Origin of the sequence: Ensifer sp. ENS09, assembly GCF_014852425.1 — a bacterium.
GTDB lineage: Bacteria > Pseudomonadota > Alphaproteobacteria > Rhizobiales > Rhizobiaceae > Ensifer.
The window spans coordinates 1,033,126-1,053,816 of the sequence record NZ_JACVBP010000001.1; the positions used below are offsets into that span (position 1 = coordinate 1,033,126).

Consider the following 20,691-nt stretch of genomic DNA (forward strand, 5'->3'; position numbering starts at 1 on the left):
GCACCAGCAGCACTCGTCAAAGCACCTCGTCGGCGCTGGCGATCCGCTGCCAGCTGTCGTCGAGCTGGTTGCGGAACCAGGTCATCTGCCGCTTGGCATATTGCCGCGTGGCCGCAGCGCCCATCTCGATCACCTCGGCCTCGTCGAGTTCGCCCTTCAGAAGGGCTGCGATCTGGCTGACGCCGATCGCCTTCATAACAGGCATTTCCGGCGGCAGCTGGAGGGAAAGCAGGGCCTTGACCTCGTCGATTGCGCCGCCGGCAAGCATCAACTGAAAGCGCCGGTTGATGCGATCGTGCAGGAGCTTTCGCTCCGGCAGCACCACATATTTCTTGGCCCGGTCCGGATCGACGATGACAGGCCCGGTCTGCTGCTGGAAGAAACGGATCGGCTTGCCGGTCGCCTCCACCACTTCGAGCGCCCGCACGATCCGCTGGCCGTCGCCGGGCTTCAGCGTCGCCGCCGTTTCCGGATCCCTGGCTTCGAGGTCGCGATAAAGCGCCTCCGGCCCTTCCGCCTTCAGCCGCTCGCGGAGCCTTTCCCGGATTGCTGCCGGGATTTCCGGCATATCCGAGAGCCCGCCGGTCAGCGCCTTGAAATAAAGCCCCGTGCCGCCAACGAAGACCGGCAAGCGCCCCTCGCCCTTCAGCCGCGCGACCAGAGCCTGCGCCTCGCGCGCCCAGGCGCCGGTGGAATAGGCCGACGCCGCCGGCACATGGCCGTAAAGACAGTGCTCGATGCCACCCATGTCGGCCTCGTCCGGCCGCGCCGTCAAAAGCCGCAGCGTGTCATAGACCTGCATGCTGTCGGCATTGACGACCACACCGCCGTGCCGGCGCGCCAGTTCGACGGCAAGCGCAGACTTGCCGCTGGCGGTCGGCCCGGTTATCAGGATCGCGTCGCTCTCGGTATCAAGGTTGTTGTCCATGGCTCTCGTTGCCACGCTTATCGCCAATCCGTCAAATCCTGTTCTGACGCCAGCACTGGCGGAAGCCGCCGCTGACGCCGTCAAGGCATCCGGCCTCTATTGGCTCGCCGATGGCATCGCCTGTGATATCGCGCTGACCGACGGCACCGATCCGGATGCGGCCGAAGCCCTGCTGCGCGCCGTGATCGGCGATGCGCCGGTCGATGTCGCCGTGCAGGAGGCCGAGAGCCGCCGCAAGAAGCTGCTCATCGCCGACATGGATTCGACCATGATCGGCCAGGAATGCATCGACGAACTCGCCGCAGAAGTCGGCCTGAAAGACAAGGTGGCAGCGATCACCGCCCGCGCCATGAACGGCGAGATCGCCTTCGAGCCGGCGCTGATCGAACGCGTCGCACTGCTGAAGGGCCTGCCGCTCGGCGTCGTCGACGAGGTCATCGCCAAGCGCATCACGCTGACCCCGGGCGGAAAACAACTGATCGCGACGATGAAGAGCAAGGGCCATTACACAGCGCTCGTTTCCGGCGGCTTCACCGTTTTCACCGGCCCGATCGCCGAGATGCTCGGCTTTGACGAGAACCGCGCCAATACGCTGATCGCCGAAGACGGGATCCTCACCGGCGAAGTCGCCGATCCCATCCTCGGCAAGCAGGCCAAGGTCGACTCGCTGGTCGAGATCGCAGACCGCCTCGGCATCTCCACCGACGATGCGCTTGCCGTCGGCGACGGCGCCAACGATCTCGGCATGATCCAGCTTGCCGGCACCGGCGTGGCGCTGCACGCCAAGCCCGTGGTCGCCGAGCAGGCGAAGGTACGCATCGACCACGGCGACCTGACCGCCCTTCTCTACCTGCAGGGCTATCGCAAGACGGATTTCGCCGGATGATCATTTCCGAGACCGAGCGGCTTCGCATTCGCACGTGGAAGGAGAGCGACCGCGCTCTCTTCTTCACGATCAACAGCGATCCCAAGGTGATGGAGTTCTTTCCCTTCCGCCGCAGCCGCGAAGAGGCAGATGCGCTCTTTGCGCGCGTCGGCCGCGGTATCGCCGAAACCGGCTTCGGTTTCTTCGCCGTGGCGCTCAAGGCCGACGACCGACCGATCGGCTTCTGCGGCCTCGCGCTCACCGATCTGGAGCCGCACCTGCCCAAGGGAACGGTCGAGATCGGCTGGCGCCTGGCAACGCCCTTTTGGGGCAAGGGCTATGTCACCGAAGCGGCCAGCGCCCTGCTGCGCTATGGCTTCGAGGACAGGGGCTTGAGCGAGGTCGTCTCCTTCGCGGTTCCCGCCAACACCCGCTCGACCGCCGTGATGCAACGGATCGGCATGCACCGCGACCCAAGCCGCGACTTCGATCACCCCCGCGTTCCAACCGACCAGCCGGCGCTGGTCCGGCATGTGCTTTACGCCATCAGCGCCGAGGGTTGGCGCGCGCACCGTTCAAGGGCTGGGACGTAAGCCGCCGCTTTCGAGCGTGCCCCTCACTGCCCTGCCGGCCATGTCTCCCCGCAAGCCGAGGGAGAGACGCCAGTGGCAGACGCCGGCGCTTACCGTGGCTGCCGCCCCGCCCCCGGATAGCTTCGCTCGACCCAGTCGACAAAAGCCCGCGCCGCCTGCGACAACGCCTCGAAGCGTCGCGTCACCAGAAAGAATGCGCCATAGGGCACGGTGACGTTGAACGGCTGAATCAGCCTTCCGGCCGCGAGATCATCGAGCGCGTGGTCACGGTCGATCAGGCCGACGCCGCAGCCCCTGACGGTCGCCTGCAGCACCATCGCGCCATCGGCAAAGATGGCGCCACGCTCCAGCTTGACCGGAGCCACGCCCGCGGCTGCGAACCATTGCTCCCAGAGCGCACGGTTGTCCTCGTGCAGAAGCGCATGTTGCAAGAGGTCCTCGGGACGGTCGAGCGGCCGGCCGGCCGTGGCAAGTGCCGGCGCGATCACCGGGATCATCTGCACGCGCGCGAGCGGTCGCGCCTCGACCCGCGGCCAGCGTTCCGAGGCCAGGCTGTGGCGGATGGCGATGTCGGCCTCGCCGCTGCGAAACTCGGCAAGTCGCGGATCGGCATCGATCACCAGATCGATGTCCGGGTGCTGCCGCTGGAACTCCTGGAGATGCGGCACGAGCCAGCAGCCGGCAAAGGACGGCTCGGCGCTGACCCTCAGCGTCTGCGACAGCCCTCGTCCGGAAAGCGCGTCAAGGCCTTCGCTGACCATGTCAAAGGCCGACGTCAGCGTGGCAAGCAGCGTGCGGCCGTCGGCCGTCAGGCGTACACTGCGGTGGTGCCGCTCAAACAGCGGCCGGCCAACCAGTTCCTCGAGTTCCCGCACTTGGCGGCTGATCGCCGCCTGCGAAACGAAGAGCTCGGCGGCAGCCAGCGTGAAACTCTCCAGCCGCCCGGCCGCCTCGAAGCTCCGCAACGCCGTCAGGGGCAGTCGTCCACGCTTCATGCATAACCTCAAGTTATCTGAAGACGACTGTAAACTCGTTTGAGGGATGCCGGCAAGTGGAGTGAAATGCTTGCAGGAAAGGCGGTGCAGCCATGTTTGCCATCATCGAAATCCTGTTCGAGGCCCTGAGACTGGCGACCTTTCAGACGGGACGCAGAGGTACCCGCACGCCCCAGCACTTTGCCGAGTGCGACGACCGCGACGGCACGTTTCCCTTGACCGCAACCGGACAACCGACAGGAACATGCAGAAATTCAAGGATCTACAGCGACCTTTACACGTCTGACAGGACGCGAGGCGCTATGGGCTGCCAACCCTAGGCCCGTCTCCAGACCGACGTTCCGGCTGCGCGATCGTAGACAGGGTCGCGCTTTCGAACGATCGTCACGACGATCCACGCAAACCAGACGACGGCAACGAGGCCCGCGACAATATTGCCGCCAATGAAAACTGGGTGGATGAGCAGCGCATAAGGGTTCCACCCACCGTACGTGACCGCAAGGTCATATCCGAGCGTCACCAGAATGCCGGGAACGAGCGCCGCGAACATCACACTGTAGCGTCGCAACGCCGTGCGCATGGGCATGCCGACGGCCAGGGTGTCTTCAGTGTTCGTCGTGCGGATGGAAAGCAGCAGCTTGCCGAGCGTCGCGCCGTTGCGGCTTTCCAGCATGACCAGGTACGCGAAAAACAAGATGAAGACGAACAGATCGATCGACCAGGCGTCGCGCTGCTTGCCGTCGGCCCCCAAATAGTAAGAATGCGAAATACTCGTCGTGAACCCGCCATCCAGCGTAACCTTGCTCACAGTCAAGGTTCTCGCCATGTCGAAGCCAGCCAGCGTAAACCTGCATTCGACGATGCTATTGTAATCGGCAGGCGGCGGCGGCGTCGGCACGATCGGAAGCGCGGGCAGTGCGGTACATGCCGTGCCGTAGATGCCGAAGCGCGACTGCACGTTCCCGTCAGTCATCGCAAACAGCGCAATCACCAGAACCTGCATCGGCAGGGCGACAACCAGGGCATCGACGAAGAACGCTACTGCGCGACGCCAGAAGCCTGCCCGCGAGAGGATACTCTCAACCGCACTGTTGTCCGCCACTCAACTCCCCCGCAGGACAGGGGTCGATGAGACCCCAGGTCGCTGCAGCGCCGTGCGCCTTGCCGGACGCACAAAGGTCGCGGCAAATCGCTGAATCGCTGCATATTTAGCAATTGTTAAAACAACCCTGCGGGGAATTCAATGGCTACTCGACCTGCGGCGGCAAAAAACCGTCGCGCCTTGCCTTCAAGATGAAAAGCCGAGCTCAAGCGACGGCGCGATGCGTTTAAGACTTCGCGTCCGCGGGAACGACCACGACTCCATGCGAAGGTGCGAGGAATGCCGGCGGCTCAGCCAACGTCCCGACCGCGCCTGCCAACGAACGATCCCGGACGGCGAATGGGGGGCGCCTCGCCGCACGCATGAACGGCCTATGCGCCGGCGCGGGCCGCCCCAGAATCAAAATCTGAAGAAGCGGACTCAATCTTTCAGCCCATCAGGCGATCCGCTTGAAAAGACTGGTTAAGCGACGTCAAGCCACGGCACCCTTGGGATGCCGCGGCACGCGCCCTATTCCACCCTGACACTGACGAAGCGCAGTTCGCCGGTCTTGTTGGAGAGCAACAGTTGCGCGTGGCGACGGCCGCTGGATTTCAGCTCCTCGACCCGATCGACCACGTCGGCGGGCGTCTCCATGGCCTCCTGACCGACCTCGACGATGACGTCGCCCGGCTCCACGCGCCGCTCTGCCGCGACCGAATTCGGTGTCACCTCGGTGATCACGACGCCGTCGATGTCTTCGGCAATGCCGTATTTCTTGCGCGCTTCTTCGTTGAGCGTCGCAAGCTTCATGCCGAGCACGACATCGGTCGCTGGAAGCGGTGCAGCCTCCGGCTTGTCGGGCTTAGCCCCCTCGTCGCCGGTTGCTGCGTCAGCACTTGCAAGCGCGCCATCTTCGAGGCGTCCGAGCGTCACCTTGACTGTCTGTTCCTTGCCGTCGCGGATCACCACCACATCGACCGCCTTGCCGACGGGGCTTTCGGCGACCACGCGCTTCAGGTCGCGCACCTCGCCGACCTCATGGCCATCGAATTTGACGATGACGTCGCCGGCCTTGATCTCGCCGTGCGTGATCGGCCCGCCTTCGATGATGCCGGAGACGAGGGCGCCGCGCGGCGCGTCCATCTTCAGGCTCTCGGCGATATCGTCGTTCACCGGCTGGACCCGCACGCCGAGCCAGCCGCGCCGCGTCTCGCCGAAGTCCTTGAGCTGCAGCACCACATTGGCGGCAAGTTCAGTCGGCACGGAGAAGCCGATGCCGATCGAACCGCCCGTCGGCGAGATGATCGCCGTGTTGATGCCGATCACTTCGCCGGCCATGTTGAACAGCGGTCCGCCGGAATTGCCGCGGTTGATCGCTGCGTCCGTCTGGATGAAATTGTCATAGGGACCGGCGTTGATGTTGCGGCCGCGCGCCGAGATGATGCCGACCGAAACGGAACCGCCAAGGCCGAACGGGTTGCCGATCGCCATCACCCAGTCGCCGATGCGCATCTTGCGCGAATCCCCGAAAGGCACGGCCTTCAGCGGCGCCTTCGGCTCGACCTTCAGCAGCGCGAGATCGGTTTGGGTGTCCTTGCCGACGAGCTTCGCCTTCAGCTTGCTGCCATTGGCGAAGTTGATCTCGATGTCGTCGGCGCCCTCGATCACGTGGTTGTTGGTGACGATGTAGCCGGAGGGATCGATGACGAAGCCGGAGCCCAGCGATTCGACCGTGCGCTGGCGGTTACCGCTCTGATTGCCCTGACCTTTAAAGAATTCGTCGAAATAGCGCTGGTAGGGCGAGCCCTCCGGCACCTGCGGCGCCGGTGCGTCGTCGTCGTTCTTGACCTTCTGCGAAGTCGCGATGTTGACGACGGCATCCAGCAGTCCGGCAGCGAGATCGGCAACGGAGGCCGGGCCATTGCTCGGCGGACGGATCGCCGCGTTCTGGGCGAGTGCGGTGCTGCTAAAGGCGAGCGCGCCTGCGAGCGCCAGAACGCCCAGGGACGCGCCAAGCGAGTGTACTCGGGATTTTGATCGCGTGGACAATTCGCTTCAGCTCCTCTGGCTGTGTGCGGCGACACCGGCACACCATAGCACTTTGATTCTTCGCATAATTCCGCCTCGACCGAAACCGCCGGCCGGGCTTATGCGGCGGATTTGACAAACGCAAGCCGCAAGACCGCGACGTCCGACCTTCCTCTGAAGATAAGGCGGAATTCGGAAGGGTCCAAACACGATTTCCTGATCCTTGCGCAGAAGGGTGCGAAAGGACGGGCGTTCCCGGCCAAGCCGTTACGTCGAGGCCGGGCGTGGCTGATCAGGTGGTAAGCTCGTGGCCGTGGTCTTTCAGCGCCTGCACCGCCTTGTCGAGATCGGAGCCGGCAACGAAGATGTAGTCGGTGCTGAAGGTCGAATTGGCAAAGACACCGACACCGGCATCCGAAAGCGGCCGGAGCACCGAGGCGAGCACGCCGGGCACGTCAAAGGCAAAATGCTGCTCGACGCGGAAGCAGCGCCAGCCGAGCGAACTCTGGACGCTGGAAGGCACGCGGGCGGCCCGGCAGACCAGCGTCATCTCCTCGCGCGAGCTCGACACGGTCCAGAAGCCCGGCCCCGGCAGCCATTCCGGCATGCTGGAGCCGATGTTGAGGCGGGTGATGGCGTATTCGGCATCGACCAGCCGGATCAGCAGTTTATGTGGCATTTCGCATTATCCTCGAAGCAACCATACAAGTCCGACCCCGGCAGCCACGCAAACGAGCCCCGCCAGTCGAAGCTGATGTTCGGGGACATACGGCAAACGCTTCGCCATTTCCACCAAAACCAAAGGGGCCAGTGCGTACACCAGCCCCTCGATGATCAGGAAGAAAGCGAATCCTGTCAGAAAGTCTGACATCGCCCGCCTAGTTTCCGGTCGCTGCTTGAGGTGCCGCGGCCGGCGGGGTGCCTTCCGAGTTATTGAAGTAACGGAAGAATTCCGAATGCGGCGAAAGCACCAGCGTCGTGTCCGGGCTACCGATCGACTGCGTGTAAGCGGTCATGGAGCGATAGAACTCGAAGAACTTCGGATCGCGCGCAAAGGCGTCGGCAAAGGTCCTTGTGCGTTCGGCTTCGCCTTCACCGCGCAGGATTTCCGAATCACGCTGGGCCTCGGCGACGATTTCGACGACCTGACGGTCGGCAATCGCGCGGCGGCGCTGGCCTTCTTCGTTACCGCGGGCGCGGATCAGTTCCGCTTCCGCCAGACGCTCGGCCTTCATGCGGTCGTAGGTCTGTTGCGAGACCTCCTGCGTCAGGTCGGTACGACGGATACGGACGTCCTCGATGTTGAGGCCGAGCGACTCGGCGTCGGTTTTGAGGTCGGCGCGCACTTCGCGCATCATCGACGCACGCTCGTCCGAAAGGGCAGCCTCGAAGCCACGCAGACCGTAGACGCGACGCAGCGATGCGTCGAGACGGGTGCGCAGGCGCGATTCCGCCGAGTCCCGATCGCCCGAGACCGTCTCGCGGAAGCGGCGTGGATCGGAGATCTTGTAGACGACGAAGGCATCGACTTCATAGAACTTGCCGCCCGAGACCTGGACACGGATGTTGTCGAGGTCGAAGCGCAGCGCCTGGTCTTCGACGTACTGGACGCGGTCGGCATCCATGAAGGCGAAGGGCAGCTTGAAGTAGAGGCCCGGCTGGCTCTTGACGTCCTTGATCTGACCGAAGCGCACGACGATCGCCTGCTGGCGCTCGTTGACGACGAAGACCGAGGAATAGATACCGACGAAGACGACGGCGAGCAGGATCAGGATAACGGAGGTACGATTGTTGATCACTGGCCTGCTCCCGAAACTGCTGCGGCACCCGACGTCGTCGGACGACCGATTTCATTCAGCGGCAGATATGGCAGAACGCCCTGCCCGTTCTTCTCGTCGATGATGACCTTCTTCGACTTGCCGAGAACGCCCTGCATGGTTTCGAGATAGAGACGCTTGCGGGTTACGTCAGGCGCCTTGGAGTACTCGTCGTAGACGGAGATGAAGCGCTGCGCCTCACCCTGTGCTTCCTTGACGACACGGTCCTTGTAGGCGGCCGCTTCTTCGCGGATCTGCGCACCCTGACCGCGTGCCTTGCCGAGCACCTGGTTGGCATACTGGTTGGCTTCTTCGACGAAGCGGTCTTCGTCCTGCTCGGCGCGCTGCACTTCGTCGAACGCATCGGCCACTTCGCGCGGCGGTGCGGCGTCCTCGATCGCGACCGTGTTGACGGAAACGCCGGTACCGTAGGTGTCCATCGTTGCCTGGATCGTGCTCTTCACGTCCGCGGCGATCGCCTGACGGTTGTCACGGAAGATGTCCTGCGCCGGACGGCGGCCGACGACTTCGCGCATCGCGCTTTCGGCGACCTGCTGCAGCGTGTCGGACGGGTTCTCGACGTTGAAGAGGTAAGCCTTCGGATCGGTGACCGAATAAAGCACCGAGAACTGGACGTTGACGATGTTCTGGTCGCCGGTCAGCATCAGGCCGGAATTCGACTGACCGCTGGAGCGCCCGCCGATGTTCTGCTGCTGCTCGGTGATCTTGACGAATTCGACGGTCTCGAATGGCCAGAAATGATAATGCAGGCCAGGCATCGAGATCTCGTCCTTCGGCTTGCCGAAGCGCATCTCGACGCCGCGCTCGTCCGGCTGCACCGTGTAGATCGAATTGATCAGGACAAAACCGACGATCAGCAGGCCGATAATGGCAAAGACGCCACCATTGAAGCCGCCGGGAACGACGTTCTTAAGCTGGTCCTGGCCACGGCGAATGATCTCTTCCAGATCCGGCGGGCCGCCCTTGCCGCCACGCGGCCGGTTTGGCCCCTGGCCCCAGGGACCTCCCTGATTGCCGCCACCGCCGCCGCCGCCCCATGGGCCACCGCCGCCGCCATTCTGATTGCTCCAGGGCATCAAAACCTCTCTTTTGAATACTTCCCACGATGAACGGCCGCGCCACCGCACGGTCGTTCATGATGTGAAACCGTTATAGGTATCACCCGCACCGCTTTCAACGCGATAGACCCGAGTTCACCGTAAATGGTTCAAAATAGTTGACGATCCGCCGCGTCAGGCTGTCGCACGCCGCTTAAAGGTGACGAAATGCATGGCGTGGCTGTCCTTTTCACCCTGCGGCAGGTCCTCTTCGAAGACCTTCTCGAAAATGCCGGGATCGATGTCGGGGAAGCGCGTGTCGCCATCCACGGTCGCCTGCACCTCGGTCACATGCAAGATATCGGCACGCGCGATCGACTGGCGGTAGATCTCGCCGCCACCGATCACGCAGATCTCGTCCACGCCCGCAGCCTGCGCCTCTCGGCCCGCAAGCGCGATCGCCGCATCGAGCGACGGAACGACGCTTGCGCCCTCCGCCACAAAATCCGCGTTGCGGGTGATGACGATGTTGGCGCGGCCGGGAAGCGGGCGCCCGAGCGAGGCCCAGGTCTTGCGCCCCATGATCACGGGCTTGCCGATCGTCAGCGCCTTGAAGCGCTTGAGGTCGGTCGAAAGCCGCCAGGGCAGATCGCCGTCGCGGCCGATGACGCCGTTGGCGGCAACGGCGACGACGATCGATATCTTCGGATGAGTGGTCTTCGTTTCAGTCATGGAACCCGTTCGGTTTGCTGTCGATTTCTCTGGCCCGGTCATGGGCGGCCCGGTCCGTCACGACGCGGATGTAGCGATCGACGACCGTGCTTTCCGGCAGTAACTTGCGCATCCACTGCAGCGCGCTTGCTAGAAGCAGGTCGGCCGCGCTCATCGTTTCGCCGAGGAGATAGGTCTGGCGGGTGAGCACGTCGATCACATGGGCGCACATTTCGCTATAGAGCCGCGCCTGCGCCGGGTTGTTGATGGTCGCACCCGAGATATGGGCGAGCGCCGTCGGCTCGATCACGCCCGCATAATAGGCAAGCCAGGAGAGATAGGCGCCGCGCTCCTTGTGTCCGGGCGGCCGGCCGAGGCTGCTGTTGGGATGAAGGTCGGTGAGATATTGCACGACCGCGGCCGACTCCCAGATCACCGCGCCATTATGAATGAGCGCCGGCACCTGCTTGTGCGGATGCGGGTTGTTGTCGTCGGGCGCGCCGGATCCGTCCCAGCGGCGGATCGAGACGTAGCGGATCTCGTATTCCGCGCCCAGCTCCTCAAGCAGCCAGACGATGCGCGAGGATCGCGACAGCGGCGCATGGACGAGTGTGAGCATCGATACCTCCCTTGGACGACAGCCCTCCCCGGCCGCCCCTCAGCTTCGGATTGCCGGCCCCTGCGCTTGTGGGCGACGGAAGCACCTGCCCCGCCCGAAGGGTGGCGCGGCATCGGCATCGAGAAGAATTCAGAAATGCGGACCGGCCACCCGCAGCATCAGGATATGTCAGACGGCGATCGGCGCCTTGATCGATGAATCGGCTTCGTAGCCGACGAGCGTAAAGTCTTCGAAACGGAAGGAAAAGAGATCTTTCACGCCTGGATTGATTTCCATCCGCGGCAGCGCCTTCGGCGTGCGGGTGAGCTGCAGCCGGGCCTGTTCGAAATGGTTGTGGTAAATGTGTGCGTCGCCGAGCGTGTGCACGAAATCGCCCGGCTTCAGGCCCGTCACCTGCGCCACCATCATCGTCAAAAGCGCATAGGAGGCGATATTGAAAGGCACGCCGAGAAAGATGTCGGCCGAGCGCTGGTAGAGCTGGCAGGAGAGTTTGCCGTCGGAGACGTAAAACTGGAACAGGCAATGGCAGGGCGGCAGCGCCATCTCGTCGACCAGTGCCGGGTTCCAGGCCGAGACGATGTGGCGGCGCGAATTCGGGTTGGTCTTCAGGCTTTCGACAAGGCCGGCAATCTGGTCGATGTGGCGTCCGTCCGGCGCCGGCCAGGAGCGCCACTGGTAGCCGTAGACCGGGCCGAGGTCGCCGTTCTCGTCGGCCCATTCATCCCAGATGGTCACGCCGTTTTCCTTGAGGTAGCGGATATTGGTATCGCCCTTCAGGAACCACAGCAGTTCATGGATGATCGAGCGCAGGTGCAGCTTCTTGGTCGTCAGCACCGGGAAGCCTTCGGAAAGGTCGAAGCGCATCTGGTGGCCGAAGACCGAGCGCGTGCCCGTTCCGGTCCGGTCGCCCCGGTCGGATCCGTTGGTCATCACATGGTCGAGAAGGTCGAGATATTGCTGCATGGTCTGGCGCCGCCGATTCGTATTTTCCCTAAATTTAGGACGAAGCCGGCGGCGAACCAATGACCACGGGACGATTATCCCGGATAATTCGGCGGGGCGCTACAAGGTCTGTAGCTTGCCGAGGTTCTTGGCCACCAGATAATAGAAGGTGACGCGCGATTTCGACCGGTCCGCCGACATCGCCTTGACGGTGGCGTCGATCGCACTGTTCGCATCGGCGCCGCTGATGCCGAGCTTCTTTTCGCACCATTTCTCCCTGACCCGCTCGAGCTCCTTCGGATCCGAGGCCGAAACGAGCGAGGAATCCCGGTTGCGAAGCGCAATGCCAAGGTGGCGCACGATCTTGTTGACGATCGCTTCGTCGGCGCCGCTGTCGTATTTCTGCACATCTGCGAGGTAGTCCGTCATGAGGCCTCCAGCTTGCTTTGCTTTTCGAAATTGCAGCCGGAGAATGCCGGCCGCGTGGCAGCAGCGGGAGTTTTTCACGGATGCCGGTCAAGTCAAGGCAGTTCGCCGCGAGCCAGTCCGGGAGAAAGTCATATATCCGACACATCCCCCTTTTCTTGGGGCCCGGAAAGACCTATATGAAATCTGCCGTCTTCGGGCGGCTATGGCAATAAACGGGCGATGAAATAAACCCATTGGACCCGGGGGCGGTACCCGGCGCCTCCACCAAAAACCGATCACGACCGATCGGCTTTTGATGGGGGCGAAATAGGATCGACAAGGGCGTAAAGATCGACTTTTTGCTCGGCATTGTACCACCGTTATCGGGCTAAACTTATAGTTGCAAACGACAACTATGCTGAAGCACGTCTCGCTGCTTAATCGCGGTGCGACACTTCAAATCAAGTCCTTCCGGGTAGCACCGTAAGGCGGGGTCCGAAGGCACCTGGCAACAGAAGCCTTCACCTTCTCCCCCGCTTCGAAATGGTCTATAGATGCTTGAATAATTGACTCGTCTGCTTCAGATGGGCAATGAAAAAGCCGACGGCTTTACGTCAGTGCCTGTAGCAGACTGCGGGCCGGCAGCAGACAGTAGATTGAGTTCGAGGAAAGACGGGACGCTCATGGGCCAGGACCACATCCGCTACGACATTCTGGCACAGGACGCACTGCGTAGCGTCATCCGCAAGGTCCTGACGGAAGTTGCCACGACCGGTCACTTGCCGGGAGAGCACCACTTCTTCATCACCTTCCTCACCGGCGCGCCGGGCGTGCGCATCTCGCAGCACCTGAAAGCCAAGTATCCCGAACAGATGACGATCGTCGTCCAGCATCAGTTCTGGGAGCTGAAGGTCACGGACGTCGGCTTCGAGATCGGCCTCTCCTTCTCCGACACGCCGGAACGTCTGGTCATCCCGTTCAACGCCATCCGCGGCTTCTACGACCCGTCGGTCAATTTCGAACTGGAGTTCGACGTGGCGGCCGGCGAGGAGGAAGAACAGGAATCGGCGGAGATCACCGCCTACCCCGTTCCGGAAGAAAATGCCGAGACCTCGGCCAAGGACGACAAGCCCACCGAGCCGAAGAACGGCGGCGGCTCCGTCGTTTCGCTCGATTCCTTCCGCAAGAAGAACTGATCCGAGGAGCCGCGGCTCATGACCGGCGACGTCGTCAATCTGCGCCAGTTCCGCAAGCGCCGCGAGCGCACGGAAAAGGAAAAGCAGGCCGAGCAGAACCGCATCTCCTTCGGCCGTACCAAGGCCGAAAAATCCCTGACGAAGGCGCTGAACGACAAGGCGGAAACCCGCCTTGACCAGGGCCGCATCGAGCGCCCTGCCGCAGACGAAGGCGACGCCGGCAAGGACTAAGCCTGCAAAAGCGATTCCGGAGCAAGGACTTGCGGCGATGTCCGGACTCGCTATGCCAATCCCTTGAATCAATCTCTAAGGCCGGGCGATGATCCGTAAGCATTCCGCGACGCTCCACGGCCACCGCACCAGCTTCTCGCTCGAAGACGCCTTCTGGCAGGAACTGAAGACGATTGGCGCAAAGCGGGCGATGCCGCTTGCCCAGCTGATCGCCGAGATCGACGACCAACGTACGCCCGACAGCAACCTCTCCTCGGCACTGCGCGTCTATGTGCTCGAATGGCTGAAATCGATTACCCCCGCGCCCGACGCGCGATAACCCGGCGACGGGCCCGGACCATGGCCGCTTTGACCGAGCGGTGAGCGCCACTGTGTGGCGCGTGCAACAGCTGAAACGGTTTTGCCCGCCGAGACGACCGATTTCGATATCGCTTACATAAAGATGGCAAGGGCGGTCATGGCAGCGTCTGCCGTCGTCGCGCATAGCTTTGAAAGCACGCCGTTTTCGCACGGAACCCTCGCAGCGTACTTGCGGAAGTGGCACAAGCGGGAGGCGTTTTATGAGTATCTCTGCGCGACTGGGCCTTGCGGCCTGCCTGAGCCTGGTGCCGCTCTTTCGGCCAATGCTGCCGACATCACGACATTGATGGCCCCTGCGGCGCCGGTGGAAGAAACCGAAAGCGGCTGGCAATTCACCATCGCCCCCCACTTCTGGATGGCAGGACTTTCCGGCGACACTGCGCAGCTCGGCCTCCCGACCGTTCACATCGGTTCCAGCTTCAGCGACATCTGAGCCATCTCGACTTCGCGGCCTCGGCCACTGCCGAGGCGCGCAAGGACCGCTTCGGCGTCTTCACCGACATCGCCTACACCAAGCAGTCGGGCGACGGTAAGGTGCGCGGCATCTTTACCGACACGGTGGACGTACAGTCGGAAACCTTCGCCGCCCTCATCGGCGTCGGCTACACGGTGTTCGAGGACCAGCAATCGCATCTCGACATCGTCGGCGGCGCCAAGATCTGGTCGGTCGACACGACGATATCGTTCCGCGGCGGGCCGCTCGACGGGGTTAGCCGTGACGAGGTCGACGGCATGGTGGGCGTGCGCGGCAACTACTTCTTCACGCCGCAAATCTACCTGACCGGCTGGGCCCTCGTCGGGGGCGGTGGCGTCGACATCGACTGGGACGTGGCGCTCGGACTTGGCTACCGCTTCAACGATACGATCTCGGCAATTGCCGGCTACCGTGCCCTGGGCGTCGACTGCGACCACGGCGGCTTCATCTACGACATCGTGCAGCAGGGCCCGATCCTCGGCCTGTCGATCCGCTTCTAAAGCTGGAGCCTGTCGCGACGGAGAACACCCGGCTGTCCCGCAGCCGGGTTCTTTTTACGGAATGTTACAGACGCCCGCTCCGGTGCTCGGACAACGCGCTCAGCGAGAGCGGGCCTCCAGCAACGGCCATGCCGGCGCTCACCGCACCAGCCGGATCGCACCGGGATTGTTGATCGTGGTGTTAGCCAGCACCGCCTTGCAATCCAGCTTGAAGCTGCTGTTGCCGATCATGGTGATTTCCTGGGCGACAATGCGCACGCATTCACCGCCGGTCGATCCGTTGCCGGCATACTGGATCTCTCGCGATGCCGGCATGTAGATGATGCCGGCGAGCGACGAGGCGCTGTTGCCGTTGATGGTGGCGCTGGCCGTGTTGTTGCGCCCGGCGACGATCGAGAAGCCGGCCCAGTCGCCGGTCGTCGGCGCGCTGACCTGGAAAGTCGCCCCGCCGTGAATGTCGAGCTGGGCGCCGTTCAAGAGGAAGAAGGTTACCCCTTCGGCGGTCACCACGGACTGGCTGGTGAACTTCAGGCTACCGCCGTCGATGATGTAGTTGCCGGGTCTCAGAAGAACCTTGCCCTTGATTTCGAGATCGCCATAGGTGCCAGGCTTCAGCTCGACGCGGTAGGTGTCGGGCGCGTTGTTCGGCGTCTTGCCGGTGCCGTTGCAGTCGCCGTTGCCGCCACCGCCGCCGACGAAATTCTGGCCGCAGCCGGCAAGGCTCACCCAGCCTCCCGTGGTCGGCATCTTCTTCGAGCGGAAGGGGTCGGGGATAGGCGCCACCTCCTCGACCGCCTTGCCGCAGGCAAGCTGGAGATTGGCGAGCGTCGCCGACACCTTGCCGGCGGCATAGAGGCACTCGGCCTTGAGCGTTGCCGAGCCGCTGAGATAGATCGACTGCGCATCGGTCGAGTTCGACGTGATGGTGCAGCCGGACGTGTCGACGCTCGCGCCGCCGCTGACCTCGAAGGCCCGGCTCGCCGTCGGGTGCAGCGCCAGGATGCAGGCCTCCCGCCCCGGCATGCGCGCGGCAACGCTTTCCCGGTCGATCGTATAGGGCTGCAGCCCGAAGAACAGCGGATTGTATTTAAGCGCATAGGCCGCCGTCGCCGTGGTCTCGACGCCGGCGGCGCCGAAGGCGATCTGTACCGGCGCAGCCGTCACCGACACCCCGCTCTCCGCGCCGATCTGGTCAACGGCCTCCGCCTGGCCGAAATTCGCGAAGAAAACGTTGTTGGCGAGATCCCTGGCACTGGCCTCGGTCTCACCCTCGCCGTAGGATTTGACCGCCGAAAAGGCAGCGGCATCGAGCGCCGTCTGCATCTTGGCGGCCTCGAGGTTGATCCGCGCCAGGTTGATGGCGATCGACGCGGCGCTCAGCAACGGCACCGCTATCAGCGCGGTCAGAACCGTAAAGTTACCCTTCTCGTCCGCAAGGATGCGGGCGGCTCTCTTCCTCAAATTGTAGCGCATCTCTGATCGTGGCCCCTCAGCAGACGGCGACGCGCCGCTCAGGTCAATCCGGAGCGATCGACGTCATCCTTCCCACGCGCCGATTAACGACGCGGCCCGCAAGCCGCCCCCCCCTACCCCAATCAACGCAATTTGCTAATTTAGCGATCAATAGTGGAAGATGTGCTTCAGAATTCGTTAAAACTCTGCCGATCCATTCGCGCGCCACGATGCGCCGGACGAACGCCGGTTCGATGAACCCACCTTCGAAATCTGAAGCAGAAGCATGTCGCACAACGGTGCGCAGCCGTTTGCGATAACGGCATGCGAAGCATCAAAGACCGAAAGCGCAGAGAGCGAGGCTAGGATTGCGACGGGCTTCAGGGGCCGCCAGCCAAGGATGGGATCACGGCCGCCTGCGGAAGCGGCCGCACATCTCCGGCCCCGAAAGCACGGGACCGTCGTGCTCCGCGCAATCGCCTGCTACTGCACCGTGACGTCGGGCAGGACGTCGAAGTTGAGCTTCTGTCCGGGAGGGGTGCCGGTGGCTCCGTCCGGTTGGGTCTGGGGATTCGGCCCCGTCTGTGGGATCGGCTGGCCCTGGACGGCGCTGCGCGCTGCCTCTGCTGCCCGGCGCGCGGCTTCCGCCTGCCGCTCCGCTTCGGCCTTGCGTTCGGCCTCTGCCCGCGCATCTGCTTCCGCCTTGAGGCGGGCGGCCTCGGCAGCGCCGGCAGCCCGCCGGCGTTCCTCGGCAACAGCGCGTTTGCGCTCCAGTTCCCTTGCCTCCGCCCGCGCCTTGTAAAGAGCGAGTTCGCGTCGCAGGCGCTGTTTCTCCAGCACGTTTGCCTGCAGGATCTCGACCCGCCGGCGCTCACGCTCGAAAGCGCGCAGCGACAGGAAGTTCGCAAGATCGGCAACGTTGAGATCGACGCCCGGATCTTCCATCAGGCCGGCATAGCCGATGCGCACGCGCGGCTCGGCGCCGGCAAGCGCCTCGTCGCCGGGCCGGAAGGTCAGGTCGATGCCGGCGTCGATACGGCCCGCCGCAAGGTCCAGCGAGGCCTCGCCGGTCATCGCCGCGTTGCCGTCGCCGGCCGTCACGTTCTGCGCCCGCAGCACCCCGCCGGCGATGCTGAAGGGCGCCTTGACGACGCCGACCAGCGACTGGCCAGAGAAGATGGTCACCTCCGCGGCACCCTTGATTGCGTCCGCCGAGATCTGCGTCTTCAGTGCATCGGCGGCTGCGATCAGCTGCGGCAGCGCTCCGCTGTTGATGCCGGCAAGCGTCATGCCGTTGAAAGTTGCCGTACCCGAGCCGCTTGCCGAATGGGCCATCGCTTCGGGCGTCGCGCCCGAAGCCTCAAGCGCCACGGAAAGATCGAAGGTCCCGGTCGCGACCGGCGTGCCCGCATGGGCCCAGCCCGCCTGCGCAAGGTCGCCGCCCTTGACGTCCAGGCGCGAGCGCAGGAAGCCAGAGCCGTTGGCATTGCCGATCTGCACCCGCCCGGCGAGCTTGCCGCCCAGCCAGTCGCCGGCCGCATCGGTGAGCGCGACCTCGTCGCCCTTCCATTCCAACTTGCCGGCAAAGCTCGTGACCGCGCCATAGACGCCCGGCCAGAATTTGCCCGCCTGCACGTCGAGCGCGACATTGAGGCCGGTCCAGGCCGGCTGCGCCAGGGCGCCCTTCGAGAAGGCCCCGTTCGTATCCTCGATCGGGCCGAGGATGCCCTCGCCGAGCCAGGCAAGATCGAGCGCGTCGAGCGTCAGCTGTCCGCTGGCCGCCCCGGGCGTCTTGCGGTCGATCGTCAGATTGCCGGTAAAGCCGTTATGGTCGGCCTTGCCCTCGACGGTGGTGAGCGCGATGGTTTCGGGCGTCGTCGCGATATCGGCAGAGACGGTGAGCGGCAGGCCGCTGCCCATCTGCGGCACGGCCACGCCCTGGAGCAGAAGATAGGGCTCCAGGTCCTGGGTCTGCAGCGTCACTTTCGCCTGACCTTCAAGGAAATGATCGCGGGAAAGATCGACGCTGCCCTTGGCGGCAAGCGAGGTCTTCTCGGTGGTAAAGGTCACCGTGCCGTTCGCAGTTGGTCCGTCGGTGCTTTGCAGCTTGACCGAGAGAATGCCGTTGGCATCCGCATCGAAGGGCAAGGGATCGAAACCCGTCTGGCCGAGCAGCAGCCGCGTCTCGGGGTTTTCGAGCGTCGCTTCCAAAAGCATCGCCTTGCCGGTCAGCGCCTGCGCCATGTCGGGCGCCTGGTAGCTGGCGGCGATCTTCGTGCCGTTGGCGGTCCCGAAGATGCCGAAGGTCGCGGGCGCATTGCCCTCCTTGTTGCCGGCCGTCAGCGTCACGTCGAAGGCCGTGTCGCTGTAATAGGGGCCGGCCTTGATCAGCTGCCTCAGCGCCGGATGATTGACCGCGTGGCGGCCGATCATTTCCAGGAACGGCGTCAGGTTCTTGGCCGCAAGCTTCATCTTGGCCGAAACCACGGGCTTGTCGAGGTCGCCGCTGGCCCGGCCGGAAAAGGCGAGCTGCGCGCCGGCAAGCGAGCCGATCGCCACGCGCTCGGCCTGGAGCTGGCCGTTCTTCAGCGTCAGCACCGCCTGCACGTCGTGCGCCTCCTCGCCGAAGGCGGAAAACTCGTCGGCGGAAAGATCGGCGGCAATCGCATGCTGCAGCAGCGTGTCGGTGGAAGCGTCGCCCGCCACCAGCCCGGTCAGCGCCTGCAGCGCTTCGAAGTCGATGCGGTTGCCCTTCAGCTGCAGCGAGAGGTTCGGTTGCTGGTCGGCGAAAGACTGCCGCTCGAGCCGACCCTTGAGGCTCGCCTCGTCGGCCGCCACTTCGAGGTTCTCGAACTGCTGCAATGTATCGGTCAGGTTCACCTTGGCCGAAAAGCCGGCGGTCCTCAGCTTGCGGATCGCCGGGTCGACGGAGCCCGCCAGCCAGTTGGCAAGACCGGAAGGCTGGTTGGAGGCAAGCAAGAGGTCGCCGCGGAAACTGCGCTGTCCCTTGAGGTTCAGCCGCCCCTTGGCTTCGAGCTGCGTGCGCCCCGGTAGCAGCGCCACGACATTGTCAATCACCCAGCCGGCGCCATCGGGCTGTACGTCGATGCGCACGTCGCGCACGGTCGTATCGCCGACGACGATCGCCGGCAGCTTCAGGCTGGCGCGGCCGGGCACCTGCGGGATGGGAATGTCGGCGGCGATCGCCAGCATGGCTTCGAGCCGCTGGCGCATCGAAATCGCCGGGTCGCGGCCGGTCTTGTTGTTGCGGCTCGGGCCGATGCGGCTGACGTCGATCTGCTGGCCGTCGGCGATCAGCAAGAATTTCTGGTCCTTGCCGGTATCGAGCGTCGCCTCGCCGGTGACCACATAGGGATCGTCCGACGGGCCGATTTCGAAGCGGTATTCCGGGACGCGGATACTCTCGTTGGTCAGCTGGAAGTTGCCGTTGATACGCAGCGGCGCCCGTCCGTCCGCATCCTTCGTCTCGCCCTGCGGCCGGTTCTCCGTCAGCGTGAAGCGGCCACTATAGACAGGCCTGAAATCGACGATGCGCAGCGAGCCGTCGGTCTCGACGCCGAAGGGGCGCTTGTCGGGTGTTACCCGCGCCTTCAGGCTGAGCGTACCCGCCTCGTCCACCTCGTTGCTGGTCAGGGAAAAACTGCCGGCTTCGCCATCGAGCGCGGCGCGCCCCTCGACCTTCCAGGGCCCGGCCAGCGTGCGGGCCGAAATGTCTGCGGCAAGTCCGCTCACGCGGCGGGTGCGGCCGGTCTGCTCGTCGACGAATTCGATCTGGCCATTGGTGATCTCGACATTTTCGAGCACGACGGTCTTGGCCGGGATCGAGGCCCGCCGGCCCCTCGCCCAGTCGAGCGTACCGTCCGGCAGCAGGCGCACCTTGGCTTTCGGGCGGTCAAGCTTCATGTCGAAGATCAAGGCTTCGCCGCTCAGGAACGGCGCAAGCTCTGCGCTCATCGAGAACTGCGCCACCTGGATCAGTGGGTCGCCATCCTCGGCAGCGCCGACGCGAACGTCGTTGAGCGTCACGGTCGGGAACGGGATCAGCCGCGCATCGACGCTTCCATGCACGACGACGGGCTTGCCCATGATGCGGCTTGCCTCACGCTCGAACTCCTTGCGGAAATCCGTCCAGTCAATGAACCACGGAGCGATCAGCGCCGCAAAGAGCGCAACGACCACAAGTCCACCGACGGCAAGCAGAATTCGCGAAAGCACCGTGCCTATATTCCCATATCAGTTCAGCGGCGCATGGCGCGCCGCGCATCGATTGGAGCGCCAGGACCTGGCGCCCGCCGACAGCGCCGTGTCCGGCACTGTAGCATCTTGATTTGCCGCATAAATCGCCGGGCGTCCATGCCGACATCGGAACTATGCAGTATCACACTTTCGCCCCGGCGCATCGCCCCAA

At 63.9% G+C, this 20,691-nt stretch carries 19 protein-coding genes, 1 other RNA gene and 1 pseudogene; 7 read left to right on the forward strand and 14 right to left on the reverse strand.

Annotated elements, in window-relative coordinates; genetic code table 11:
* Positions 1-16 precede the first annotated feature (16 nt).
* Positions 17-928: a tRNA (adenosine(37)-N6)-dimethylallyltransferase MiaA gene (gene miaA, locus IB267_RS05245; protein WP_192446696.1), complete on the reverse strand. Its 912-nt coding sequence runs from the start codon at positions 926-928 to the stop codon at positions 17-19.
* Between miaA and serB the strand changes: the two genes are divergently transcribed.
* Positions 927-1,814, forward strand: coding sequence for a phosphoserine phosphatase SerB (serB, locus tag IB267_RS05250; protein ID WP_192446697.1), 888 nt, complete (start codon positions 927-929; stop codon positions 1,812-1,814). The genes miaA and serB overlap by 2 nt on opposite strands.
* Positions 1,811-2,386 (forward strand): GNAT family N-acetyltransferase, encoded by a 576-nt coding sequence (locus tag IB267_RS05255; protein WP_192446698.1) that lies wholly within the window; start codon positions 1,811-1,813, stop codon positions 2,384-2,386. Before serB ends, IB267_RS05255 begins: the two co-directional genes overlap by 4 nt.
* Before the next feature lie 89 nt (positions 2,387-2,475).
* Here IB267_RS05255 and IB267_RS05260 read toward each other — a convergent pair whose 3' ends face one another.
* From IB267_RS05260 to IB267_RS05310, 11 genes are all read right to left on the reverse strand, one after another.
* On the reverse strand, positions 2,476-3,381 hold the full coding sequence (locus IB267_RS05260; protein WP_192446699.1) for a LysR substrate-binding domain-containing protein: 906 nt from the start codon (positions 3,379-3,381) through the stop codon (positions 2,476-2,478).
* A 316-nt stretch (positions 3,382-3,697) separates the two neighbouring features.
* Positions 3,698-4,483 (reverse strand): RDD family protein, encoded by a 786-nt coding sequence (locus IB267_RS05265; protein ID WP_192446700.1) that lies wholly within the window; start codon positions 4,481-4,483, stop codon positions 3,698-3,700.
* Between the two features lie 510 nt (positions 4,484-4,993).
* Positions 4,994-6,514, reverse strand: coding sequence for a DegQ family serine endoprotease (locus IB267_RS05270; protein ID WP_246810549.1), 1,521 nt, complete (start codon positions 6,512-6,514; stop codon positions 4,994-4,996).
* 271 nt (positions 6,515-6,785) lie between these two features.
* The gene (locus tag IB267_RS05275; RefSeq protein ID WP_034792627.1) at positions 6,786-7,172 is read right to left on the reverse strand and encodes an ACT domain-containing protein; all 387 of its coding nucleotides are present in this window, start codon (positions 7,170-7,172) and stop codon (positions 6,786-6,788) included.
* Between the two features lie 6 nt (positions 7,173-7,178).
* Positions 7,179-7,364 carry a DUF2065 domain-containing protein gene (locus IB267_RS05280; protein ID WP_034792618.1) on the reverse strand — a complete coding sequence of 62 codons (186 nt, stop codon included), beginning with the start codon at positions 7,362-7,364 and terminating at the stop codon, positions 7,179-7,181.
* A 7-nt stretch (positions 7,365-7,371) separates the two neighbouring features.
* Complete coding sequence (hflC, locus tag IB267_RS05285; RefSeq protein ID WP_060515963.1) at positions 7,372-8,292, reverse strand: protease modulator HflC; 921 nt, start codon at positions 8,290-8,292, stop codon at positions 7,372-7,374.
* Complete coding sequence (hflK, locus tag IB267_RS05290) at positions 8,289-9,407, reverse strand: FtsH protease activity modulator HflK (RefSeq protein WP_034792611.1); 1,119 nt, start codon at positions 9,405-9,407, stop codon at positions 8,289-8,291. The genes hflC and hflK overlap by 4 nt, the downstream gene beginning before the upstream one ends.
* A gap of 156 nt (positions 9,408-9,563) precedes the next feature.
* Positions 9,564-10,100 carry a dihydrofolate reductase gene (locus IB267_RS05295; RefSeq protein WP_192446701.1) on the reverse strand — a complete coding sequence of 179 codons (537 nt, stop codon included), beginning with the start codon at positions 10,098-10,100 and terminating at the stop codon, positions 9,564-9,566.
* A complete protein-coding gene (locus tag IB267_RS05300; protein WP_192446702.1) occupies positions 10,093-10,698 on the reverse strand; it encodes a glutathione S-transferase in 606 nt (201 codons plus the stop codon). The genes IB267_RS05295 and IB267_RS05300 overlap by 8 nt, the downstream gene beginning before the upstream one ends.
* Before the next feature lie 168 nt (positions 10,699-10,866).
* On the reverse strand, positions 10,867-11,661 hold the full coding sequence (locus tag IB267_RS05305; protein WP_192446703.1) for a thymidylate synthase: 795 nt from the start codon (positions 11,659-11,661) through the stop codon (positions 10,867-10,869).
* A 99-nt stretch (positions 11,662-11,760) separates the two neighbouring features.
* On the reverse strand, positions 11,761-12,069 hold the full coding sequence (locus tag IB267_RS05310; protein ID WP_192446704.1) for a DUF2853 family protein: 309 nt from the start codon (positions 12,067-12,069) through the stop codon (positions 11,761-11,763).
* Positions 12,070-12,215: 146 nt separating this feature from the next.
* On the opposite strand from IB267_RS05310, the gene ssrA reads away from it, so the two are divergent.
* The 5 genes and pseudogenes from ssrA to IB267_RS05335 all read left to right on the forward strand — a co-directional run bounded on the left by ssrA (position 12,216) and on the right by IB267_RS05335 (position 14,810).
* Positions 12,216-12,574: a transfer-messenger RNA gene (gene ssrA, locus IB267_RS05315) on the forward strand.
* Between the two features lie 157 nt (positions 12,575-12,731).
* Positions 12,732-13,244, forward strand: coding sequence for an SspB family protein (locus IB267_RS05320; protein WP_043621479.1), 513 nt, complete (start codon positions 12,732-12,734; stop codon positions 13,242-13,244).
* 18 nt (positions 13,245-13,262) lie between these two features.
* Positions 13,263-13,475 (forward strand): DUF4169 family protein, encoded by a 213-nt coding sequence (locus tag IB267_RS05325; protein WP_043621476.1) that lies wholly within the window; start codon positions 13,263-13,265, stop codon positions 13,473-13,475.
* Positions 13,476-13,563: 88 nt separating this feature from the next.
* Positions 13,564-13,794 carry a ribbon-helix-helix domain-containing protein gene (locus IB267_RS05330; protein ID WP_192446705.1) on the forward strand — a complete coding sequence of 77 codons (231 nt, stop codon included), beginning with the start codon at positions 13,564-13,566 and terminating at the stop codon, positions 13,792-13,794.
* A gap of 327 nt (positions 13,795-14,121) precedes the next feature.
* Positions 14,122-14,810, forward strand: a pseudogene (locus IB267_RS05335) (hypothetical protein).
* Positions 14,811-14,948: 138 nt separating this feature from the next.
* On the opposite strand, the gene IB267_RS05340 reads toward IB267_RS05335, so the two are convergent.
* Together IB267_RS05340 and IB267_RS05345 are read right to left on the reverse strand one after the other, a co-directional pair.
* Entirely contained in the window at positions 14,949-16,283 is a 1,335-nt protein-coding gene (locus IB267_RS05340) for a TadE/TadG family type IV pilus assembly protein (protein ID WP_192446706.1), read from the reverse strand.
* Between the two features lie 462 nt (positions 16,284-16,745).
* Positions 16,746-20,462 carry an AsmA-like C-terminal region-containing protein gene (locus IB267_RS05345; RefSeq protein ID WP_371742516.1) on the reverse strand — a complete coding sequence of 1,239 codons (3,717 nt, stop codon included), beginning with the start codon at positions 20,460-20,462 and terminating at the stop codon, positions 16,746-16,748.
* Positions 20,463-20,691: the final 229 nt, after the last annotated feature.

Coding starts and splice junctions, on each gene's coding strand:
- IB267_RS05330 (WP_192446705.1), top strand. CDS start 13,564: ATGATCCGTAAGCATTCCGCGACGCTCCACGGCCACCGCACCAGCTTC.
- IB267_RS05325 (WP_043621476.1), top strand. CDS start 13,263: ATGACCGGCGACGTCGTCAATCTGCGCCAGTTCCGCAAGCGCCGCGAG.
- IB267_RS05275 (WP_034792627.1), bottom strand. CDS start 7,172: ATGCCACATAAACTGCTGATCCGGCTGGTCGATGCCGAATACGCCATC.
- IB267_RS05320 (WP_043621479.1), top strand. CDS start 12,732: ATGGGCCAGGACCACATCCGCTACGACATTCTGGCACAGGACGCACTG.
- hflK (WP_034792611.1), bottom strand. CDS start 9,407: ATGCCCTGGAGCAATCAGAATGGCGGCGGCGGTGGCCCATGGGGCGGC.
- IB267_RS05340 (WP_192446706.1), bottom strand. CDS start 16,283: ATGCGCTACAATTTGAGGAAGAGAGCCGCCCGCATCCTTGCGGACGAG.
- IB267_RS05260 (WP_192446699.1), bottom strand. CDS start 3,381: ATGAAGCGTGGACGACTGCCCCTGACGGCGTTGCGGAGCTTCGAGGCG.
- miaA (WP_192446696.1), bottom strand. CDS start 928: ATGGACAACAACCTTGATACCGAGAGCGACGCGATCCTGATAACCGGG.
- IB267_RS05305 (WP_192446703.1), bottom strand. CDS start 11,661: ATGCAGCAATATCTCGACCTTCTCGACCATGTGATGACCAACGGATCC.
- IB267_RS05310 (WP_192446704.1), bottom strand. CDS start 12,069: ATGACGGACTACCTCGCAGATGTGCAGAAATACGACAGCGGCGCCGAC.
- IB267_RS05280 (WP_034792618.1), bottom strand. CDS start 7,364: ATGTCAGACTTTCTGACAGGATTCGCTTTCTTCCTGATCATCGAGGGG.
- IB267_RS05255 (WP_192446698.1), top strand. CDS start 1,811: ATGATCATTTCCGAGACCGAGCGGCTTCGCATTCGCACGTGGAAGGAG.
- IB267_RS05300 (WP_192446702.1), bottom strand. CDS start 10,698: ATGCTCACACTCGTCCATGCGCCGCTGTCGCGATCCTCGCGCATCGTC.
- serB (WP_192446697.1), top strand. CDS start 927: ATGGCTCTCGTTGCCACGCTTATCGCCAATCCGTCAAATCCTGTTCTG.
- IB267_RS05295 (WP_192446701.1), bottom strand. CDS start 10,100: ATGACTGAAACGAAGACCACTCATCCGAAGATATCGATCGTCGTCGCC.